Raw genomic sequence first — 19,050 nt, 5'->3', positions numbered from 1 at the left:
ATTTGGTATAGTTTTATAGAATTTTATTTTTTAAGAACTTCGTTTAGAAAAAGCTGTAAATGGTCAAAAGATCTTTTAGCCGCGACAGCATTGTAAGCAGCGCCTTTCGAATTATCATTTCCGGCTTCAGGATTTGTAAATGAGTGTACCGAATTTGCATAATAAATCATTTGCCAATCGGCTTTAGAATCTCTCATTTCCTGCTGAAAAGAAGCGATTTCTTCTTTTGGAACAAACGGATCATCGGCTCCGTGACAAATTAAAACTTTAACCGAAGTTGGTTCTGTTTTTCTGGCTGTATCTTTGCCTAAACCTCCATGAAATGAAGCAACACCTTTTACATTCAAATGTCCGCGAACAGCTTCAAGAACTCCGGTTCCTCCAAAACAATAGCCAATAGCCACAATATTATCTGCATTTGCTCCGGATTTTATTAATTCCTGCAAAGCTGCATTGATTCTTTTTTGATACGCTTCGTAATTTGTTTTATAAAAACCAGCTTGTTTTCCTGCTTCGCCTGTATTTTTTGGATAGTTTCCTTCACCATAAATATCAGCGATAAAAACATGGTAGCCTAGTTTTGACAATTCTTCTGCAATTCCTTTTGAGGCATTGTCGATTCCTAACCAGGCAGGAAGAAGTAAAATTCCGGGATTGTTACTGCTTTTTTTAGCAGATTTAATAAATAAGCCATTTAAAGCCTGACTTCCCTCAGAATATTTTACGGATTTCAGTTGTGCATTCATAGTTGTTGAAAACAATGTTACAGCGATAAGAAGTATGATTGAATTTTTCATTTTTTTACAATTTTTAACAAATATCAGAAATAATATGTTACAAAAAAACCTCGAGAGCTATTTCACGAGGTTTATTTAACATATTTCTTCGAACAAAATTACTTTCCGGGATGATAGGTTCGTTCGGCATTTTTAAGAACGTTTTCTTTATAAAATAAAACATCTTTAAATTCTCCGTTTCGATACATTTCGGATTGATCAGTAAAATGTTTCGAATTTATATCGCCGCTGTTGCCGCCAGCGAGTAATGATTTTGCTTTTATTTTTGAACCAAATTCAACGGCACAGACAAAACTGTTTCCATTATATCCGTATCGTTTTTTAGAATTATTTTGATAATTGGCTTTAAAAGAAGGCAGACTTCCCCATGAACCCGGACCGTAACCTATTGGTAAACTTGGTTTTGAATCATCGTATTTTAAATCAATTTCACCGCTTGTACGCTGAAAACGATTAATTTCTCCCCAGGCTATTTTCCAGGTTCCCCATTTAATGTTGAGGTCTTTTATAACGGTTTTAAGTTGCGGAATCATTTGAGCAACAGTGGCATCTTTGGCAAAGTTTTTAGTATTTTCTACCTGATCTAATTCTCCTTCGTCAATATAAGCTTTTTGAATAATAGGGTCTAATTTATAAGCCCATTCAACGGCTAAAGTTGTCGCAACAGAATTTTCTTTAGCATAATAATCCCAGTTTTTTAAAACAGAAATTGGTTCGGCCAATTCAGCATATTCTGGAGATTCTGGTTTTATATTTTTTTCGAAAACATTAATCAGACTCGGAATCAATATTTCAAAAATGGATAATTTAGTATCATATCCATCAGCAATAACTTTGTCTAATGTGTATTTTTCGCCTTTGCTAAAGATTCGAACAGCGTTTACACCTCTAAAATTTTCGCCGTCCGGAGCCATATAAGGAATATAATCTTCTTTTTTCGGACTATTATTTCCTGCAACAGAAAATGGCGTAGAATTACAATTTTGAAGCCACCCATTTGTTGGATTATATACATGAACGGTTTCGTTTACATCATGCAATCCTCTCCATTGTGTTGAAGAAATTGATCCGTCAATAACTTTTGACCAGTTTAAGCTTTTGTCTCTAATCGGAATAAAGTTTCCGTGCCAATACGCAATATTTCCTTTATTATCGGCATAAACCGTGTTGTTAGATGTATTTGCTTTTAAGTCCATTGCTTTTTTATAATCATCAAAACTGGTCGATTTGGTTCTAACCCAACTCTGAATCAAACTTGTCATGGAACGATTATTCGATTTTAAACTAATCCATTTTCCATCGCGTTTAGCCATAATTGGACCGTTGTTGGTAGCATAGGTTTTGAATTTCTTCGGAATTAATTTTCCGTTTTGAAGATATTTTATGGTGATTTCTTTTTCAATAACAGGCAAAAGTTTAGAATCGAATTCGTAAAAAAGTTTTCCGTTTTTATTCGTGATTTTTTCAGCATACATATCGGCAACATCAACATTTGAAGAAGTATGCATCCAGCCGCAGTTTTCATTAAAACCCTGATAAATAAAAAATTGTCCCCAGGTTACTGCGCCGTAAACGTTTAAACCTTCTTCACTTGAAATCTGTACTTCGGGTCTGAAATAAAATGTTGTATGCGGATTTATATATAAAATCGAATTTCCGCTTTCTGTTTTTGAAGGAGCAAACGCAAAACCATTTGAGCCTGTCTGCACATATTTTTCCCTTTCAACATAAGCGACTTTATCATTATTTCCAGAATAAAAAGCTTTGAGTTCGCCTGTAGAAAGATCGGCAGTACTGATGGCGCCAATACTTCCGTCCGTCCAAAGCAATGGAAACCACGGTTCAAAATGCGTTAGAAGCGCGGGTTTTACTTCTGGGTGTTTATAAAGATAAAAATTGATGGCATCGGCATAACTGTTTAAAAGTTTTTTCAGCCAGTCAGGCGCTTTTTTATAATCGGCTTTTGCCTCATCAATATCAATTAAAAGTTTAATTTCTAAATCATTATATAAAACGGATTCGCCTTTAATTTCAGAAAGGCGTCCCAGTTTTTCGATATAATTCATTTCGATTCTTTTAAAATCATCTTCGCATTGTGCATACAATAATCCAAAAACAGCATCAGCATCGGTTTTTCCGTAAACATGCGGAATTCCCCAATTATCGCGAATAATGGTAACTTTTTCTGCTAGTTTTTCCAGTCGGTTAATTTCTTTCGTGCTGATTTTTTGTGCCGAAATTTGAAAACTGAAACAGATTAAAAAAGTTATATTTAAGATTTTAGAATACTGAAACATGTTTATTTGATATTAAATTTTTGTCCGGCTGTGTAAATGCTGACGTCTAATTTTTCAATAGAAACCAAATTGTCTTTTTTAGTTTTTATAATGCCTTTCGGGTTTTTAAAAACAATAACCTCACTTTCTCCCGCAACTTCTACTTTATTATTTCTCACAATAATTGCGGTAGCTTCATCAATTCCAATTCCGGTTAAGTTTGGAAATTCAATCAAAGCCGAAAGTAAACGATTGTAACGGTTTCTCTTTAAAAAATGCTGATCAATAACAACGGTTTTCAATAAACCTAAACCTTCAATTGTTTCGAGATTGTCGTATCGGATAGAAGAAAAAGTCCCTGTATATTCTTTTTGTAATTTTTGGTTTCCGGTAATCATTTTTTCAGACATTACGGCTGCTCCAGCGCTTGTTCCGGAAATGGTACTTCCGTTTTCATACGCTTTTAAAATGGCTGTTTTAATTGGAGTATTATGAACGACTTTCATAAAACGGGTTTGATCGCCGCCGCTTATAAAAATCAATTTTGCTTTTTGAACAGAATCTGTCAGGGTTTTATTTTGAGCCGTTTCTTTGTTAAAATTCAGCATCACAATTGGGTTTGACGTTAGTTTTACCATTTGTGTTTTAAAAAAGATAAACGAGCTGTCAGGCTCTTCGCTTGACATTGGTAAAACTACTATATAATCTTTTTTGCCTAGTTCTGCTACATCCAAAACCTGCTTCATTAAATCATCAGAACGATCACCTCCGCCAATAATAAATAATTTTCCCTTGGGATTTTGCGCCTGAACAAAAATGCTTGTTAGTAGCAAAGAAAGAATCGTAAATGATCTGAAAAGAAGTTTATTTTTCATGGTTTATCTTGGTTTAGTTTTGCTGATTTTCAATGAATTTTAAGAGAGAATTATTAACGATAAAAAGTACATCCTGCATTTTATCTGAATCTACTTTTGAAGCAATATCGCGAGGCGTATGATAATCGTCGTGAAAACCGCTGAAAAAGGTCAAAATCGGAATTCCTTTTGCAGTAAACGATGCATAATCACTTCCCGAATGTCCGTTGGTTTCCCATAAGTCCAGCGTAAATGGATTTTGAAGTTTAGCGTTGCTTTCGCTGACGATTTTCTTTAAATATTCGGTTTCTTTTTGAGTTCCGATGCTTAAAATTCTATGAGCTTTATCCTCGGGAGCACTTCTTGAAATCATATCCATATTAATGCAGAGAAGGATTTTTTGATTTTTTAAATTCAAATTCTGAGCGAAATATTCACTTCCTAAAAGTCCCATTTCTTCGGCAGTCCAGGCGGCAAAAAGAATATTATATTCAGGTTTTATGTTTGATTCTGACCAGTTTTTTGCCAAAGCCAGCATTCCAGAAGTTCCCGAAGCATTGTCATCGGCACCATGATAAATCGAATCATTTTTAATTCCTAAATGATCATAATGTGCGCCAACAATAATAGTTTTGGTTGTGTCTTTTCCGGGAATCATTCCCAATAAATTTGCAACAGGAAAAGTTTCAGATTGTAATTCTATCGAAAAATTGATTTTTACTTTCTGTAATGGAGTAGAAGCAAGGTTGTCTTTTAATGGAATATCAGTTTTAGAGAATAGACTTTCGGCTGTTTTTTTACTAATTCTAAAAACAGGAATTGCTTCTGATTTTGAATTTTCTAAAGAATGAAAAACTTCATTTTCTTTGTTGATTTCTGGTTTAAAATTTTCTTTTTCAATAATGATTAAAGCAATCGCACCTTTATTAATGGCGGTTTTTAGTTTTGTTTCTTCTAAATCATTTTCTTCGGGAAAAATGTTTTTGAATTTTTTATAAGTTGCTGAAGTACTGTCTTTATCACTTGGAAATCCGTTTAATACGACAACAATTTTATTTTTTACATTTAGTCTTTTATAATCTTTATATTTTTCTTTTGGTAAACTTAAACCATAGCCGGCAAAAACTACTTCAACTTCTTTTTTACTTATAGAATGTGAAGTTGGAGTAATTTCAAAATCTCTTTCAGAAGAAAGGGAAATGATTTCCTGATTTCTTTTTTTGATTTCTAAAACTGCTTTTTTTATCGTATGTTCTTGAATTTTAAAAAACTGAAAATAAGTTTGTTCTTTACTATAAGCTTTAAGATTGTATGAAAGCATTTTCAATCTAATATAGTCGGCTGCCTTGGTGCCGCCTCTGGTATTCGGTTTTCGGCCTTCCATCGAATCTGAAGCCAAAACATTTAATGTTTCAGAAAAATCATTTTTCGTAGGATTTGAAACCGTCATTTGCGAAACAACTATTGATTTACAAAAGAATAATGTAAAAAAGATAAGTACTCGTAAACGCATATTTCACCAGATAAAATTGATTATAAAATGATATTTCTTTTAAAAGCGCAGCCCAATTCTATAATCGAATCGGTTTTGGCAATTCCGGGAATATTGTCGATTTTTTCGTAAAGAATTCTTCGCATGTGTTCGTGGTTTTTTGCCACAATTTTAATGTAAAGTGTAAACGAACCCGTTACATAATAACATTCTGTGATTTCAGGAATGTTTTTTAATTCTTCGATAATTCGGTTAGAATCAGAATCTTTATTTAATGTAATTCCGGTAAATGAAGCCCAGTCAAAACCAATTTTTTTCTCCTGAATAATGGGTTTAATCCCGCCAATAATTCCTTGTTCCATTAATCGGTTAATGCGCTGATGTACCATTGTATTTGATATTTTCAAATTAGCGGCGATGGAAGAAAAAGCCATTCTGCCGTCTTTTTCTAATTCCTTAATTATATTGATATCAAATTCGTCTAAACTGTCCATTTTTAAAGTTAATTTTTATTTTTCAAATTTTTGTTTGAAATAAATTATTCGTGTTATTATATAGTCCCTATGGGACATTTTAATGTTATTTCATTCTTTTTTTCTACCGATCTGTAACTCCTAACGGAGTTATTTGTCATTCATTTATTTCAAAGGTATCTCGTAGAGATAAAATATCGGTAGCTTTAAATATAACGCCCCAGCAATTAGTCCCGTAGGGACTACACTACATAACCATAAAAGTAGCTATTTTTTTTAATAAAAGATTATAAAGACAAAATTTCTAAAAAATAAATTTGATTTTAAATTGCTTTAAAAATAAATATTTTGACTTTTAATTTATTATTATAAAGTCAAAATATGTATTTTAAGCTTGTAGATTTAGAAAATTTATTACTTTTGTTTCTTTAAAAGTTAAATATCATGACACATACAGAAAACGCACTTTCGTCAAAATCAGAAATTTTGATTGAAAAAGAGAATAAATACGGAGCTCATAATTATCATCCGCTTCCTGTGGTTTTAGAAAGGGGAGAAGGTGTGTATGTATGGGATGTTGACGGGAAAAAATACTATGACTTTCTTTCTGCTTATTCGGCAGTAAATCAAGGACATTGTCATCCTAAAATTGTAAAAGCAATGGTAGATCAGGCGCAAACATTAACGCTGACTTCTCGTGCTTTTTACAATGATAAATTAGGAAACTATGAAGAATATGTAACAAAGTATTTTGGTTTTGATAAAGTTCTGCCCATGAATACTGGCGCAGAAGCTGTTGAAACGGCTTTGAAAGTATGCAGAAAATGGGCTTATGAAGTAAAAGGAATTCCTGAAAATCAGGCGCAGGTTATTGTCTGCGAGAATAACTTTCACGGAAGAACAACTACAATCATTTCATTTTCGAATGATGAAACGGCTCGTAAAAACTTCGGTCCGTTTACAGACGGATTTATAAAAATTGAATACGATAATCTTGAAGCGCTTGAAAAAGCTTTAGAATCATCAAAAAATATCGCAGGATTTTTGGTTGAACCAATTCAGGGAGAAGCCGGAGTTTATGTTCCGTCAGAAGGATATTTGGCGAAAGCAAAAGCGTTATGCGAAAAACACAATGTTTTATTTATTGCAGATGAAGTTCAGACAGGTATTGCCCGTACCGGAAAATTATTAGCGGTTCATCATGAAAATGTGCAGCCGGATATTTTAATTTTAGGAAAAGCAATTTCTGGGGGAGTTTATCCGGTTTCGGCAGTTTTGACAAATGACGAAATCATGAATGTTATAAAACCAGGTCAGCACGGATCTACTTTTGGAGGAAATCCTGTTGCGGCTGCGGTTGCAATTGCTGCTCTTGAAGTGGTGAAAGAAGAAAAGCTGGCCGAAAATGCAGAACGTTTAGGTGGTATTTTAAGAGATGGATTGAATAAAATTGCAGAAAAGAATAATCTGATTACGCTTGTTCGTGGTAAAGGTCTTTTGAATGCAATAGTTATTAATAGTGGTGAAGATTCTGATCTGGCGTGGGAAATCTGTTTAAAATTTAGAGACAACGGATTATTGGCAAAACCAACTCACGGAAATAAAATTAGATTTGCTCCGCCTTTGGTTATGACTGAAGATCAAATTAAGGAATGTCTTGAAATCATTGAGAAATCATTGAATGAATTCAAATTATAAAGGGTTTAATTATTTATTAGGAAAGCCGCATTTTTATATGCGGCTTTTTTATGAGGTCTAAATTATATAACAACGGATGAAAATTATATAACTTATAGAGGAACTTCCTGAGTAGTTTTGGATATCTGATTTAAGACAAAAAAGATTTGTTGAACCTTATAAATTTATCGAAGATGGCTTACGGAAATAATGATTTAACGCGTTTTTTAGATGCTCAAAACAAACTTTACCTTACAGCTTATTCTGAATTGAAAAAAGGGAAAAAAGAAACGCACTGGATGTGGTTTATTTTTCCGCAGATACAAGGATTAGGAAAAAGTGATATTGCAAAATATTACGCTATTGCTGATCTTGATGAAGCACAAGCTTATTTGAATCATCCTATTTTGTCAAAACATTTGGTTGAAATTGCTCAGCTTTTATTAAATTTTAAAAAGAAAAAATCTATTGAAGATATTCTGGGAGAATTAGACGCTCGTAAACTGCGTTCGTCTTTGAGTCTTTTTTCGCAGGTTGAAAATGCAAACCCAATTTTTCAGGAATTATTAGACACTTTTTATTCGGGAGATTTAGATCAGGCTACTTTGACAATCGCTCAGGGATTAATGAAAATTTCAGCTTAAACTTAAAAACCGATAATTATTGACAGAAAAAATACTTTTCAATTTTATATATTTTGAATCTTAAATGAAAAAACCATTCTTTGGGGGGAATGGTTTTTTCTGTTTTATAGAAATAAAAAAAACATCTGCAGTGACAGATGTTTTTTAGTTTTAAGAAAGTTTAAATTAAATTCTGTATCCAGGATTTTGAGTGATTTTTTTGTTTGCGTCTGTTTCTTTTAACGGAATTGGAAACACTAATTTATCAGCATCATAAGTTAATAAAAGAGGATCACCATCTGGTGTTTCAGTTAAAATAGAACGTTTTGTTCTTTTGATATCGTGAATTAAAAATCCTTCCATTCCCAATTCTAATTCTCTTTCCAACAAAATATCATCAATTGTTACTGCAGTTAAAGCATCTGCATGCGCTCTGCCTCTAATAATATTGATGTCATCAAGAGGTGTATTGCCAATTGCTGTTCCTTCTTCAAGATTTCCTTCTGCTCTGATTAAATACATTTCTGCCAGACGAATAATTCCAACATCAGCAAACTGATCTGTATATTTAGATGTCAGGATTCTTCCGTTATCTTCATTTTCATATATAAAATCTGCTCTGTCATCAGGACTACTGAATTTATTTAGATAAGCATCACGAATAGAAAAATCCCCGCCGCGTCCTCCATTACCTTCAGAAGCATAAAAAGTTACCGCATCATTTACACCAGTTTGTTTGGTAATTTGAATGGCAAATACATCTTCTATTTGATCTGTGTCGTGATTAAAAGCAGCCGCATAGCTCTGAGATAAACCGTGTCCGCTGTTTTCAATAACATCATTTGCAGCATCTCTGGCTAAATCATATCTTCCTTGTTGTAAATACACTCTCGCTAATAAAGCCTGTGCGGCATATTTATCGGCATAAAAACCATTTTCTTCCGGTAAGTTGGTATAGGCAAGGTTTAAACCGTCAATAATAACTTTGTAAACTTCTTCAACCGTACTTCTTTCTTTTGAAAGATCTACGCTGAAATCATAAATAGCATTTGGTCTGATGACAACTCCTAATTGATTGTTAGTCTCGCCGCTTTCATATGGTTTTGCAAAGAAACGAACCAAATCAAAATAGGCTAATGATCTCAAGAAATTAGCCTCGCCAATCATAACAGCTTGTCTGTCCGGATCTTTTACTTTGTCGATATTTTCGATAACCGTATTAGATGCATTTATAATTTCATACAACCTGGCATACGTTCCTTCAATAATAACGTTGTCAGACAACATATTTTTGCTATACATTTGTCTTAATTCTCCAAAAGTACCTCGCCATCTTAAATCGGTTGTACTTAAAACTCCGGTTACACCAAGTAAATCTGCGTAAAGTAAAACACGTCCGCCGTAAGCATTTCCGTTTGCAGCTAGAGCGTAAGTTCCGGTAAGAACGTTTGTAACTCCAGTTTCTGTGCTTAAGGTTGTATCGGCGTCTTCTCTCTGTTTAGGATCTAAGTCTAATTCATTTTCACAGCTTGTAAAAAAAGCAGCTAAAAATATAAATAGGATTAATTTATTTGCTTTCATCTTGTTCTTTTTAAAAATTAAAGTTTACACCAATTGCAGTTGTTCTTGCCGGCGGTGCTGAGTAAAAATCTTCTCCAATTCCTGTATCATCTCTTCTTGCTTCAGGATCATTACCTTCATAATTGGTAAAAGTCAATAGGTTAACAGCTGTAAAGTAAACTCTTAAACTGCTCATTCCTAAATCTTTCAAAATATCTTTAGGAAGCGTGTAACCTAAAGTTAAATTTCTTAAACGAACAAAATCAGCTTTGTCTAAATAACGAGAAGAATCCTGAGTTCCGTTTGATCCTCCAAATCTGGCTTGCGGTACATCTGTAATATCGCCAGGTTTTTGCCATCTGTTTAACTGATCTGCTGTCTGGTTGTCAAAATAATCAGCTGCAGTCGATTGGTAAATTCCCGCTGAATTATAAATACTTGCGCCCCATTCTCCCTGAAATGTAAAGGTAAAATCAAATCCTTTGTAAAGAATAGTATTGGTTAATCCAGACATTAAAGTAGGGAAAGGATTTCCTGCTATAATACGCTGTGCTTCGCTATAATCGCTTGTTTTAGTACGATCAAGTGAGCCATCTGCTTTTTTAGTGTTTTTGTAAAATAAAGCATCTCCATTTTCTGGGTCAACACCAGCATATTCCACTAAATAGAAAGATGAAATGTTTTCGCCGACTCTGTTGATATTATAAGAAACGATAATATCTCTGTTATCATTTGGAAGCGATTTTACTTTTGACTCATTTGTTGTGATATTGAAACTTGTATTCCATTTAAAGTTTTCAGTATCAATATTTTTAGTGTTTAAAGTAACCTCAAAACCATTACTTCTAATTTTTCCAATATTTTTATTGATAGAAGCCGCTCCTGAACTTATTGGTAACGGAACTTCAAATAATAATCCGTCCGTATCTTTTTGGTAATAATCAGCTTCAAGTGTAAATCTGTTTAAGAAACCAACTTCGATACCAAAATCTGTTTGAGCTGATTTTTCCCAAGTCAAATCGTCATTTCCAGGCTGATCGAAAGTAAGACCTGATTTCAAATTATATGGATTTGGTCTGTAAAGCTGACGAGAAGCAAAATTCCCGATTTCGGCATTTCCTAATTTACCCCAGCTTCCTTTCACTTTTAAATTCGTCAAAACATTACTGTTTTTTAAGAAGTCTTCCTGAGAAATAACCCATCCGGCAGAAAACGCAGGGAAAACTCCAAATCGTTCATTTTTTCCAAAACGAGAAGAACCGTCACGACGAATACTCGCTTTTAAAAGATATTTGCCCATGTAAGCATAATTCAATCTTCCGAACTGAGAAACGAAAGCGTAATCAGTTTCATTTCCATGGCCTTCGTTTACTTCGGCACCACCGTCAACAGTTTGGAAATCATCACTTGAGAAATAAATACTGTTTACATCCTGATATCTTCTGTTGTATTTGTTGAACTCCATACCTGCTACGACATTCAAATTATGTTTTTCTGCAAATGTCTGATCGTAGGTAAAATAGTTACTCGAAACATAATTTTCTGTATTAACAGAAGTTGCAAATACAGCTCCATCTGTAGCCATAAAAGGAGCATTTTTCCCTTGCCAGTAATCTTCTGTCTGAGATAAAAGATCGTATGAGAAATCAGAATTAAATTTTAATGAATTAAGAATTCTAAACTCTGCAAAAACTTTACCTGTAAGTCTGCGCATAATCGTTTTCCAGAACGTATTGTCTTTTGCTAAAAGGTAGTTTGAATATTCTGTATTTGGGTTTGCGCTTCCATCTTCTAATCTTGCCGGCGAAATAGGTGCTTGTGCAACAGACTGCAATGGAGAAGAGAATGAGTTGTCATCCTGAACTCTGTGAATTAAAGATCTAGAAAAACCAAGATTCATTCCTAATGTTAAACGATCTGTAACTTTATGAGATACGTTTGTTCTTGCCGTAAATCTTTCTAATGTATTACTGTCTACAATACCTGTTGTGTTGTTGTACGCACCAGAAAAGAAATATTTTGTTTTTTCATCTCCTCCAGAAGCAGAAAAATCAGCATCTGTAGTATAACCGGTTCTTAGGGCAATATCCTGCCAGTCTGTATCGACTTCGCCATTTCTCCAGTCGGTTCCCTGAGATAAATATTCTAACTCATCTTCAACAGATTCTAAGTCATTTACGTTTCTTCCAGCTTCCTGCAATAATTCAACATATTGTTTTGCATTCAGCCATTTTCTTTTATGAGTAGCTTCGCTGACACCTTGTGAAAGATTTACGGTAAAAGTTCCTTTTCCTTCTCTTCCTTTTTTAGTCGTAATTAAAACAACCCCGTTTGCTCCACGCGCTCCGTAAATTGCAGCAGATGAAGCATCTTTTAAAACGTCAATAGATTCAATCTCATTTGTACTTAAAGTCAATAATGGATTTGTTGGCGCTCCGTTGCTGGATTCATCGTCATTAATCAACGGAATTCCGTCTAAAACATACAAAGGCTGTGTTCCCGCACTAATACTCGCCGCACCGCGCACACGAATATTAATACCTCCGTCAACCTTACCGTTTGTCTGCGTAATCTGAACTCCGGCTAATTTTCCAACCAAAGCATTCTGTACATTTGAAACTGGAATCTGTTGAATATCTTTTGCCGTTACACGAGCGATATTATCCGTTAAATTTCTTTTAGACTGCGTTCCGTAACCTACAACAACTACAGCTTCAAGTTCGTTTTGAATTTCAATTAATTCAATTTTAATATTGTTTGCAGCCGGAACTTCAACAGTGTTATAACTTACATAACTTACAACCAGTATTTCGCCTTTTTTTGCAGCGATTTTAAAAATACCATCAAAGTCAGTTTGAGCACTGACATTTTTTCCCTTTACAATAATATTTACTCCGGGAATTGGTAATCCTTTTTTATCTGTTACTTTTCCTGAAATAGATTCTTGTGCTGCGGCTATTTGTACAAATACCAAAAACAGCCACAAAAAGTGTTTTAATTTAATTTTCATGTTCATTTCGTTTAAATTAGTCTCTCAAATATCCTAATTTAATGTTAATTTTTAATGGTTTTTTAACATTAAAAATAACAAAAATATCATGTTTTGTGATATTGATAACTTTTGTATACGTGTTTGTTGGTTTTTGATGAATATTGTTTGATTTTTTGATAAAAATGTAAGGAAGAATATCTGCGTTAAAAAAACAGGCATAAAAAATTAATTGAAAATAATTGATTTTAATAAAAAAGCGACTGTTTTATAACAATCGCTTTTCAGGGTATAATTACTTAAAATATCAAAAAAAGCAATTATCAGTTTGAGAAGAAAATCTCTTATTTTTAGAATCTCACTTTTTTAAGTTCCCAAATGGTTTTTATAAAAGTGTCGACATCTTCAGTTGTATTGTAAAATGCTAATGAAGGACGAACGGTTGTTTCGACTCCCATTCTGCGCAAAATAGGCTGAGCACAATGATGTCCGGTTCTTACCGCAACGCCTTCTTTATTCAAAGCCTGTCCGACCTGATCGTTTGAATAGCCTTGTAAATTGAAAGACAATACACTGGCTTTATCTTTTGCAGTTCCAATCAATCTAACGCCCGGAATTTCTTTCAAAAGTCTGGTAGCATATTCTAACAAATAATGCTCGTATTGACCAATTGCTTCAATTCCTAATTTGGTAACATAATCGATTGCTGCACCAAGGCCAATGGCATCGGCGATATTTCCTGTTCCGGCTTCAAAACGATTCGGAGCTTTATGGTATTTTATTTCCTCAAAAGTTACATCCTGAATCATATTTCCGCCAGATTGATACGGCTGCATTTCGTTTAGCAAATCTTCTTTTCCGTATAAAGCTCCAATTCCAGTTGGACCAAATAATTTATGTCCAGAAAAAACCAGCCAATCCGGATTTAAATGCTGAACATCAACTTTCATGTGCGAAACCGATTGTGCACCGTCGATTAAAACTTTTGCTCCGGCTGCGTGTGCCATTTCAACTATTTTTTTTGCCGGCGTTACCGTTCCCAATGCATTCGAAACTTGTGTAAAAGCGACCAGACGTGTTTTTGAATTCAATAGTTTTGCATATTCATCAAGCAGAATTTGTCCGTCATCGTCAACTGGAATTACTCTTAATTTCAAACCTTTTTTGTCAGCAAGACGTTTCCACGGAACAATGTTCGCATGATGCTCCAGATTACTCACAATAATTTCATCTCCGGAATTTAAATTCTGTTCGCCCCAGGTTGAAGCCACCAGATTTATTCCTTCTGTTGCGCCTCTCACAAAAACAATTTCGTTTACAGAAGAAGCATTCAAAAACACTTTTACTTTTTCACGAGCCGCTTCATACGCATCAGATGCACGCGCAGCTAATTCATGTGCCGCACGGTGAATATTTGAATTTTCATGTTCGTAGAAATACGCAATTCTGTCAATAACCGATTGTGGTTTCTGCGTTGTTGCCGCATTATCAAACCAAACCAAAGGTTTTCCGTTTACGGTTTCTCTAAGAATCGGAAAATCCTTTTTTACCAAAGCAGCGTCAAAAGAATGACCTTTAAAAAGATTAATTTCTTTATGTTCGAAAGAATTTCCAACAATTATATCGGTACTTCTTTTATCAAAAGCAAAAGGATTCTGATCTAAAAAATAGTATGAATTTGTTGTTTCATTTCCGTTTAACGGAAAATCTTCACGTTTCTTAAACTGTGTATCAACCGATGCCAAAGCAGCCTGTAATTCAATCTCAAAAGAAGAATTCTCGGTTTGAAATGGCAGATATTGATGGTTCAGTGAAAATCCCGAAAAAAGACTTTCTTCATTTAATTGAGGAGTATTTCCATTTTTTAAATTTGCATCATAAAACCCGTTATGCGGATTGTTGATATTTAAATCATGGTTTTCCTCAACTCCCGAAGAAGAATTCCTGTTTTGCGGATTAAATCCTGCTCCGGCATTTGGGTACAAAGCTGAAGCTCCACTTCCGTAATTTATTACTGATGGAGAAGCTCCAAATCCACTAAATGCTGGCGGAGAAGGCGAAGTACTCGACGGGCTTACAACTGGAATCTGACCAAACTGATCAAGATTTCCGGCATGCAATATCGTTTCTGCAATTTTTGTCGCACGAGGATGTTCTGACTTATCCGGACTTAATGAAATTTCTTTTGGAAATTCATTTGGTAAAGCTTTAAACAACTCGTTTGCCAGATTTTGCAAATCGTCGATACTTGGTAAACCGTTGTTGTTAATATTTGTACTCATGATACTTTCCTATTTCTACGTCTTCTAAAACAGCAATAGCATCATCTACTAAAATAGCCAGAGAACAATAAAGTGAAACTAAATACGATGCAATGGCTTTTTCATTAATTCCCATAAAACGAACTGATAATCCAGGAGATTGTTCGCCTTGTAATCCCGGCTGAATTAATCCGATAACACCCTGACGGCTTTCTCCGGTTCTTAAAAGAATGATTTTTGATTTTCCTTTTTCGATTGGTAATTTATCAGATGGAATAAGCGGAATTCCTCTCCAGGTTAAAAACTGAGAACCAAATAAAGAAGTTGTTGGCGGCGGAACACCACGACGCGTACATTCGCGACCGAAAGCTGCAATTGCTAAGGGATGCAAAAGGAAAAATCCCGGTTCTTTCCACACTTTTGTCAACAATTCATCAAGATCATCCGGAGTTGGTGCGCCTGTTCTTGTTTTTATAATTTGAGAAGGTGCAACGTTGCTCAATAATCCGTAATCTTTGTTATTGATTAATTCGCTTTCCTGACGTTCTTTGATTGTTTCGATAGCCAGACGAAGCTGCTCTGAAATCTGATTATACGGTTTGCTGTACAAATCAGAAACACGAGTGTGAACATCTACAATTGTTTGTACAGCAGCCAGATTGTATTCTCTTGGATTATCGATATAATCTACGAAAGTGTTAGGTAAAACTCTTTCATCACGAGCCGAACAATCTACTTCGATATGGTTGGCGTTTTTTACTTTATTCAAACGAAATACGCCAGATTCTACAGGAACCCAATGTAGTAAATGCGTTAACCAGCGTGGAGTAACGGTTCCAATTTGAGGAACGGTACGAGTTGCAATTGCTAATTGTCTTGCAGCAACATCGCCTAATGCGGTCTGTTGTTTTTCTAATTCTGCCATAGTTTTAAGGTTTTTCGGTTAATTATTTTATTTTTGATCAATTCTAAGATTTAATTCTTAAAATTACGGGTTTTGTTTTATTGTAATATTTTGGTTTTTAATTTTTTATGAGAAAAAATCAAATAATTCTTCAACAGAAAGATAGCGTTCTCCAGTATCATAATTGAAAGTCAGAATTACGGCATCTTCGGTAATATTTTTCAGTTTTTTTGAAACCGCAGCCAATACCGCTCCAGTTGAAATTCCTCCAAAAATTCCTTCTTCTTTTGTTAATTTTTTAGCAAATGAAAAAGCGTCATTTTTTTCAATAGTCACAATTTCATCAATATATTCTCTGTTAAAAACTTCGGGAATAAACCCGGCGCCAATTCCCTGTAACGGGTGAGGAGCAGGAATTCCGCCGCTTAAAACCGGCGAAAGCGCAGGTTCTACCGCAATCGTTTTTAAATTTGGAAAATGCTGTTTCAGAATTTTAGAAACTCCGGTAATATGTCCGCCCGTTCCAACTCCGGTAATTAAATAATCAATTCCGTCCGGAAAATCGGCTAAGATTTCCTGTGCCGTTGTTCTTTCATGAACTTCAACATTGGCACGATTGGTAAATTGCGAAGGCAGAAAAGAATTTTTAATTGTGGCCGCCAGTTCATTTGCTTTTTCAACCGCTCCCGAAGTTCCTTTTTCTCTCGGAGTCAAAACATATTCTGCGCCGTAAGCTTCGATAATTTTTCGGCGTTCAACGCTCATCGATTCCGGCATTACAATAATAACTTTGTAACCTTTTACGGCAGCCACCAGCGAAAGCCCGATTCCGGTATTTCCCGATGTTGGTTCAATAATGATAGAATCCGGATTTAAAATTCCTTTTTTCTCGGCATCTTCAATCATTGCCAGTGCAATTCTGTCTTTGATACTCGATCCCGGATTTGCTTTTTCTAATTTAATCCATACTTCATGGGTTTTAAAAAGCTTGTTCAGCCTAATGTGCGGCGTATTGCCAATGGTTTCTAAAATGTTTTGATATTTCATGTGTTTGATATTTTTAAATAGAATAAAATGAATTCCTAACCCTGATAGTCTTTCATTTTTTTGATTAAATTACTTTTTAAGTGCTGCACCGCCCGGCATTGTTTCTGGTTTTAGTTTAAATTTACTGTATTCTACAACCCCGGTTTTATCTGCCCATTCAAAATAAGAAGCCGAAAGTTTGTTGACAATTCCCGGATTTTGCTGCGCGACATTTGTAGTTTCGCCTCTGTCTTTTTCAAGATCATACAATTCCCATTCGTAAGAAGGATAAATCGAAACCAATTTCCATTTTCCGTCTCGAACGGCTCTGTTTCCTGCTCTTTCCCAAAATAATGGTACGCCTCTATCGACCTGTGAAACATTATCAAATAAAACAGGCAACAAACTTTTTCCAACCAAAGCGTTTGTCGTCACACCATTATATTCTTTTGGGTATTCAATTCCTGCCAACTCGTAGAAAGTAGGAGCGAGGTCAATAATATGTCCGGTTCCTTTATCGATTCTTCCCGCTTTTATTTTGGATGGAAACCACGCAATAAACGGTGAACTGAAACCGCCTTCGTGCATATTGTTTTTATATTGCTGAAGCGGTGTATTCGATAAATAAGCCCAGTTTTGTTCCTGATAATCAAAAGAACCCGAAGTTCCTACAGGTCCGTCATTTCGAACCAAACCTCTTCCAAGCGGATTATAAGTATTGAATCCGCCCTGAGCACCATTATCTGAAATGAAAATAATCAGCGTGTTTTTATCTTTTTTAAGCGCTTTTAATTTGTCCAGAACTTTGCCAACGTTTTGATCCATATTATCGACCATTGCGGCGTATACTTCCATTTTAGCTTTCCAGAATTGTTTTTCGTCGTAAGACAATTTATTCCATTCCGGAACTTCAGGATCTCTTGGTGAAATACTTTGATCGGCAGGCAAAATTCCGCTGGCTTTTAGTTTCTGGATTCTTTTTTCTCTTAAAACATCCCAGCCTTCATCAAATTTCCCTCTGTATTTGGCAATATCAACAGGTTTTGCCTGAAGCGGCCAGTGAGGGGCAGTAAAAGCTAAGTATAAAAAGAAAGGCTTGTTTTCCTTATTTTGTTCGTCAAGAAAAGTCACAGCATTATTCCCAATTTCATCTGTAAAATAATACGAATCATCTTTTGGATGCAGTTCTTCGTTATTACGAATTAATTTTACCGGATAAGGTGTTTTTCCAAAAGGCAAAGGTTTGGTATCAAAGTAATTTGAAGCGCCTTTTAAAATTCCGTAAAACTTATCAAAACCTCTTTGGTTGGGCCATTGTGCCTGATCTTCAGAACCTACATGCCATTTTCCGGATAAAAGTGTGCTGTAACCGCCGGAACGGAAAACTTCTCCCAAAGTCAAAGATTCTTTGTTTAAATAGCCCTGATAAGCCGGTAAACCTAAATTGACATCAAAAAATCCAACTCCGGCTTTGTGCTGATATTGTCCGGTTAGGAGGGAAGCTCTTGTTGGCGCACAAATCGAGTTGTTGTAAAATTCGCGTAAGCGTAAACCTTCTGAGGCCAGCTTATCCAGATTTGGTGTTTTTATTTCTGAACCATAATTTCCTAAATCTGAATAACCCATATCATCGACCAAAATCAAAATAATATTGGGTTTTGACTGTGTTTGAGCTTTCGTCTCTTGAGAAGTAAAAGCTCCGGTTAAGAGAATGGAAAACAGAAGTTTTGTAATTTTTGTATTCATCGTAATGTGTTTTTTGTCTGTTGTTTTTTGTTTTTAAGTGATAAATGTTCTTTAAATCAGGTCATTTCTGTTGCCGCAGAAATGACCTTTGGTAATCAAAAAGAATGTTAGTTTGTCGTCTCCATTTTCATTTTTGATTTAGTATAGCGTAACATCTTCTGAAACATAAGTTTCAAATGATATTTCAGTAAAATTGGGATGAATGAAGTTCGTTTTCATATGTTTCGATTTTAGTTTTAATCTGATTCAAACGAACGTATAAGGAAGCATTAACAACAGCTGCACATATAACAAGAAGTGTTATAAGTATGTTTTTTACGAAGAATGTGGTACGTATTGTTAACTGTTGTTTTCAAAATGTAAGTTTTTAAT

General features: G+C 34.8%; 13 protein-coding genes. 2 read left to right on the top strand and 11 right to left on the bottom strand.

The features are described 5' to 3' along the window. Positions 1-23 precede the first annotated feature (23 nt). From ABDW27_RS05090 to ABDW27_RS05070, 5 genes are all read right to left on the bottom strand, one after another. On the bottom strand, positions 24-797 hold the full coding sequence (locus ABDW27_RS05090; RefSeq protein WP_343694875.1) for a dienelactone hydrolase family protein: 774 nt from the start codon (positions 795-797) through the stop codon (positions 24-26). Positions 798-895: 98 nt separating this feature from the next. Continuing rightward, positions 896-3,094 carry a penicillin acylase family protein gene (locus ABDW27_RS05085; protein ID WP_343694874.1) on the bottom strand — a complete coding sequence of 733 codons (2,199 nt, stop codon included), beginning with the start codon at positions 3,092-3,094 and terminating at the stop codon, positions 896-898. Between the two features lie 2 nt (positions 3,095-3,096). Next, positions 3,097-3,948: a cyanophycinase gene (locus ABDW27_RS05080; RefSeq protein ID WP_343694873.1), complete on the bottom strand. Its 852-nt coding sequence runs from the start codon at positions 3,946-3,948 to the stop codon at positions 3,097-3,099. A 13-nt stretch (positions 3,949-3,961) separates the two neighbouring features. After that, complete coding sequence (locus ABDW27_RS05075; RefSeq protein ID WP_343694872.1) at positions 3,962-5,440, bottom strand: M20/M25/M40 family metallo-hydrolase; 1,479 nt, start codon at positions 5,438-5,440, stop codon at positions 3,962-3,964. Positions 5,441-5,460: 20 nt separating this feature from the next. After that, entirely contained in the window at positions 5,461-5,913 is a 453-nt protein-coding gene (locus ABDW27_RS05070) for an Lrp/AsnC ligand binding domain-containing protein (protein WP_343694871.1), read from the bottom strand. Positions 5,914-6,336: 423 nt separating this feature from the next. Here ABDW27_RS05070 and rocD point away from each other — a divergent pair, with 423 nt between their 5' ends. Together rocD and ABDW27_RS05060 are read left to right on the top strand one after the other, a co-directional pair. Continuing rightward, complete coding sequence (rocD, locus tag ABDW27_RS05065; protein ID WP_343694870.1) at positions 6,337-7,590, top strand: ornithine--oxo-acid transaminase; 1,254 nt, start codon at positions 6,337-6,339, stop codon at positions 7,588-7,590. A gap of 173 nt (positions 7,591-7,763) precedes the next feature. Continuing rightward, positions 7,764-8,213 (top strand): DUF1810 domain-containing protein, encoded by a 450-nt coding sequence (locus ABDW27_RS05060; RefSeq protein ID WP_343694869.1) that lies wholly within the window; start codon positions 7,764-7,766, stop codon positions 8,211-8,213. Between the two features lie 165 nt (positions 8,214-8,378). On the opposite strand, the gene ABDW27_RS05055 is transcribed toward ABDW27_RS05060, so the two are convergent. The 6 genes from ABDW27_RS05055 to ABDW27_RS05030 all read right to left on the bottom strand — a co-directional run bounded on the left by ABDW27_RS05055 (position 8,379) and on the right by ABDW27_RS05030 (position 18,678). Further along, the gene (locus ABDW27_RS05055) at positions 8,379-9,773 is read right to left on the bottom strand and encodes a RagB/SusD family nutrient uptake outer membrane protein (protein ID WP_343694868.1); all 1,395 of its coding nucleotides are present in this window, start codon (positions 9,771-9,773) and stop codon (positions 8,379-8,381) included. A 10-nt stretch (positions 9,774-9,783) separates the two neighbouring features. After that, positions 9,784-12,762 (bottom strand): TonB-dependent receptor, encoded by a 2,979-nt coding sequence (locus ABDW27_RS05050; RefSeq protein ID WP_343694867.1) that lies wholly within the window; start codon positions 12,760-12,762, stop codon positions 9,784-9,786. Positions 12,763-13,091: 329 nt separating this feature from the next. Next, positions 13,092-15,023, bottom strand: a complete 1,932-nt coding sequence (locus tag ABDW27_RS05045; RefSeq protein ID WP_343694866.1) for a family 2A encapsulin nanocompartment cargo protein cysteine desulfurase — start codon at positions 15,021-15,023, stop codon at positions 13,092-13,094. Then, a complete protein-coding gene (locus ABDW27_RS05040) occupies positions 15,007-15,927 on the bottom strand; it encodes a family 2A encapsulin nanocompartment shell protein (RefSeq protein WP_073416579.1) in 921 nt (306 codons plus the stop codon). Before ABDW27_RS05040 ends, ABDW27_RS05045 begins: the two co-directional genes overlap by 17 nt. Positions 15,928-16,032: 105 nt before the next feature. Continuing rightward, a complete protein-coding gene (gene cysK / locus ABDW27_RS05035; RefSeq protein ID WP_343694865.1) occupies positions 16,033-16,953 on the bottom strand; it encodes a cysteine synthase A in 921 nt (306 codons plus the stop codon). Between the two features lie 69 nt (positions 16,954-17,022). Then, positions 17,023-18,678, bottom strand: a complete 1,656-nt coding sequence (locus tag ABDW27_RS05030; protein WP_343694864.1) for an arylsulfatase — start codon at positions 18,676-18,678, stop codon at positions 17,023-17,025. Positions 18,679-19,050 lie beyond the last annotated feature (372 nt).

It is taken from the genome of Flavobacterium sp., from assembly GCF_039595935.1.
In the GTDB taxonomy this organism is placed as follows: domain Bacteria; phylum Bacteroidota; class Bacteroidia; order Flavobacteriales; family Flavobacteriaceae; genus Flavobacterium.
Note: the sequence above shows the minus strand (reverse complement) of the source record. Positions and strands in the feature narration are given on the sequence as shown.

What these genes read in the sequence shown, in the direction of transcription:
- ABDW27_RS05085 (WP_343694874.1), bottom strand. Translation starts at nt 3,094, where the DNA reads ATGTTTCAGTATTCTAAAATCTTAAATATAACTTTTTTAATCTGTTTC.
- ABDW27_RS05045 (WP_343694866.1), bottom strand. Translation starts at nt 15,023, where the DNA reads ATGAGTACAAATATTAACAACAACGGTTTACCAAGTATCGACGATTTG.
- ABDW27_RS05055 (WP_343694868.1), bottom strand. Translation starts at nt 9,773, where the DNA reads ATGAAAGCAAATAAATTAATCCTATTTATATTTTTAGCTGCTTTTTTT.
- ABDW27_RS05080 (WP_343694873.1), bottom strand. Translation starts at nt 3,948, where the DNA reads ATGAAAAATAAACTTCTTTTCAGATCATTTACGATTCTTTCTTTGCTA.
- ABDW27_RS05030 (WP_343694864.1), bottom strand. Translation starts at nt 18,678, where the DNA reads ATGAATACAAAAATTACAAAACTTCTGTTTTCCATTCTCTTAACCGGA.
- cysK (WP_343694865.1), bottom strand. Translation starts at nt 16,953, where the DNA reads ATGAAATATCAAAACATTTTAGAAACCATTGGCAATACGCCGCACATT.
- ABDW27_RS05070 (WP_343694871.1), bottom strand. Translation starts at nt 5,913, where the DNA reads ATGGACAGTTTAGACGAATTTGATATCAATATAATTAAGGAATTAGAA.
- rocD (WP_343694870.1), top strand. Translation starts at nt 6,337, where the DNA reads ATGACACATACAGAAAACGCACTTTCGTCAAAATCAGAAATTTTGATT.
- ABDW27_RS05040 (WP_073416579.1), bottom strand. Translation starts at nt 15,927, where the DNA reads ATGGCAGAATTAGAAAAACAACAGACCGCATTAGGCGATGTTGCTGCA.
- ABDW27_RS05075 (WP_343694872.1), bottom strand. Translation starts at nt 5,440, where the DNA reads ATGCGTTTACGAGTACTTATCTTTTTTACATTATTCTTTTGTAAATCA.
- ABDW27_RS05050 (WP_343694867.1), bottom strand. Translation starts at nt 12,762, where the DNA reads ATGAAAATTAAATTAAAACACTTTTTGTGGCTGTTTTTGGTATTTGTA.
- ABDW27_RS05060 (WP_343694869.1), top strand. Translation starts at nt 7,764, where the DNA reads ATGGCTTACGGAAATAATGATTTAACGCGTTTTTTAGATGCTCAAAAC.
- ABDW27_RS05090 (WP_343694875.1), bottom strand. Translation starts at nt 797, where the DNA reads ATGAAAAATTCAATCATACTTCTTATCGCTGTAACATTGTTTTCAACA.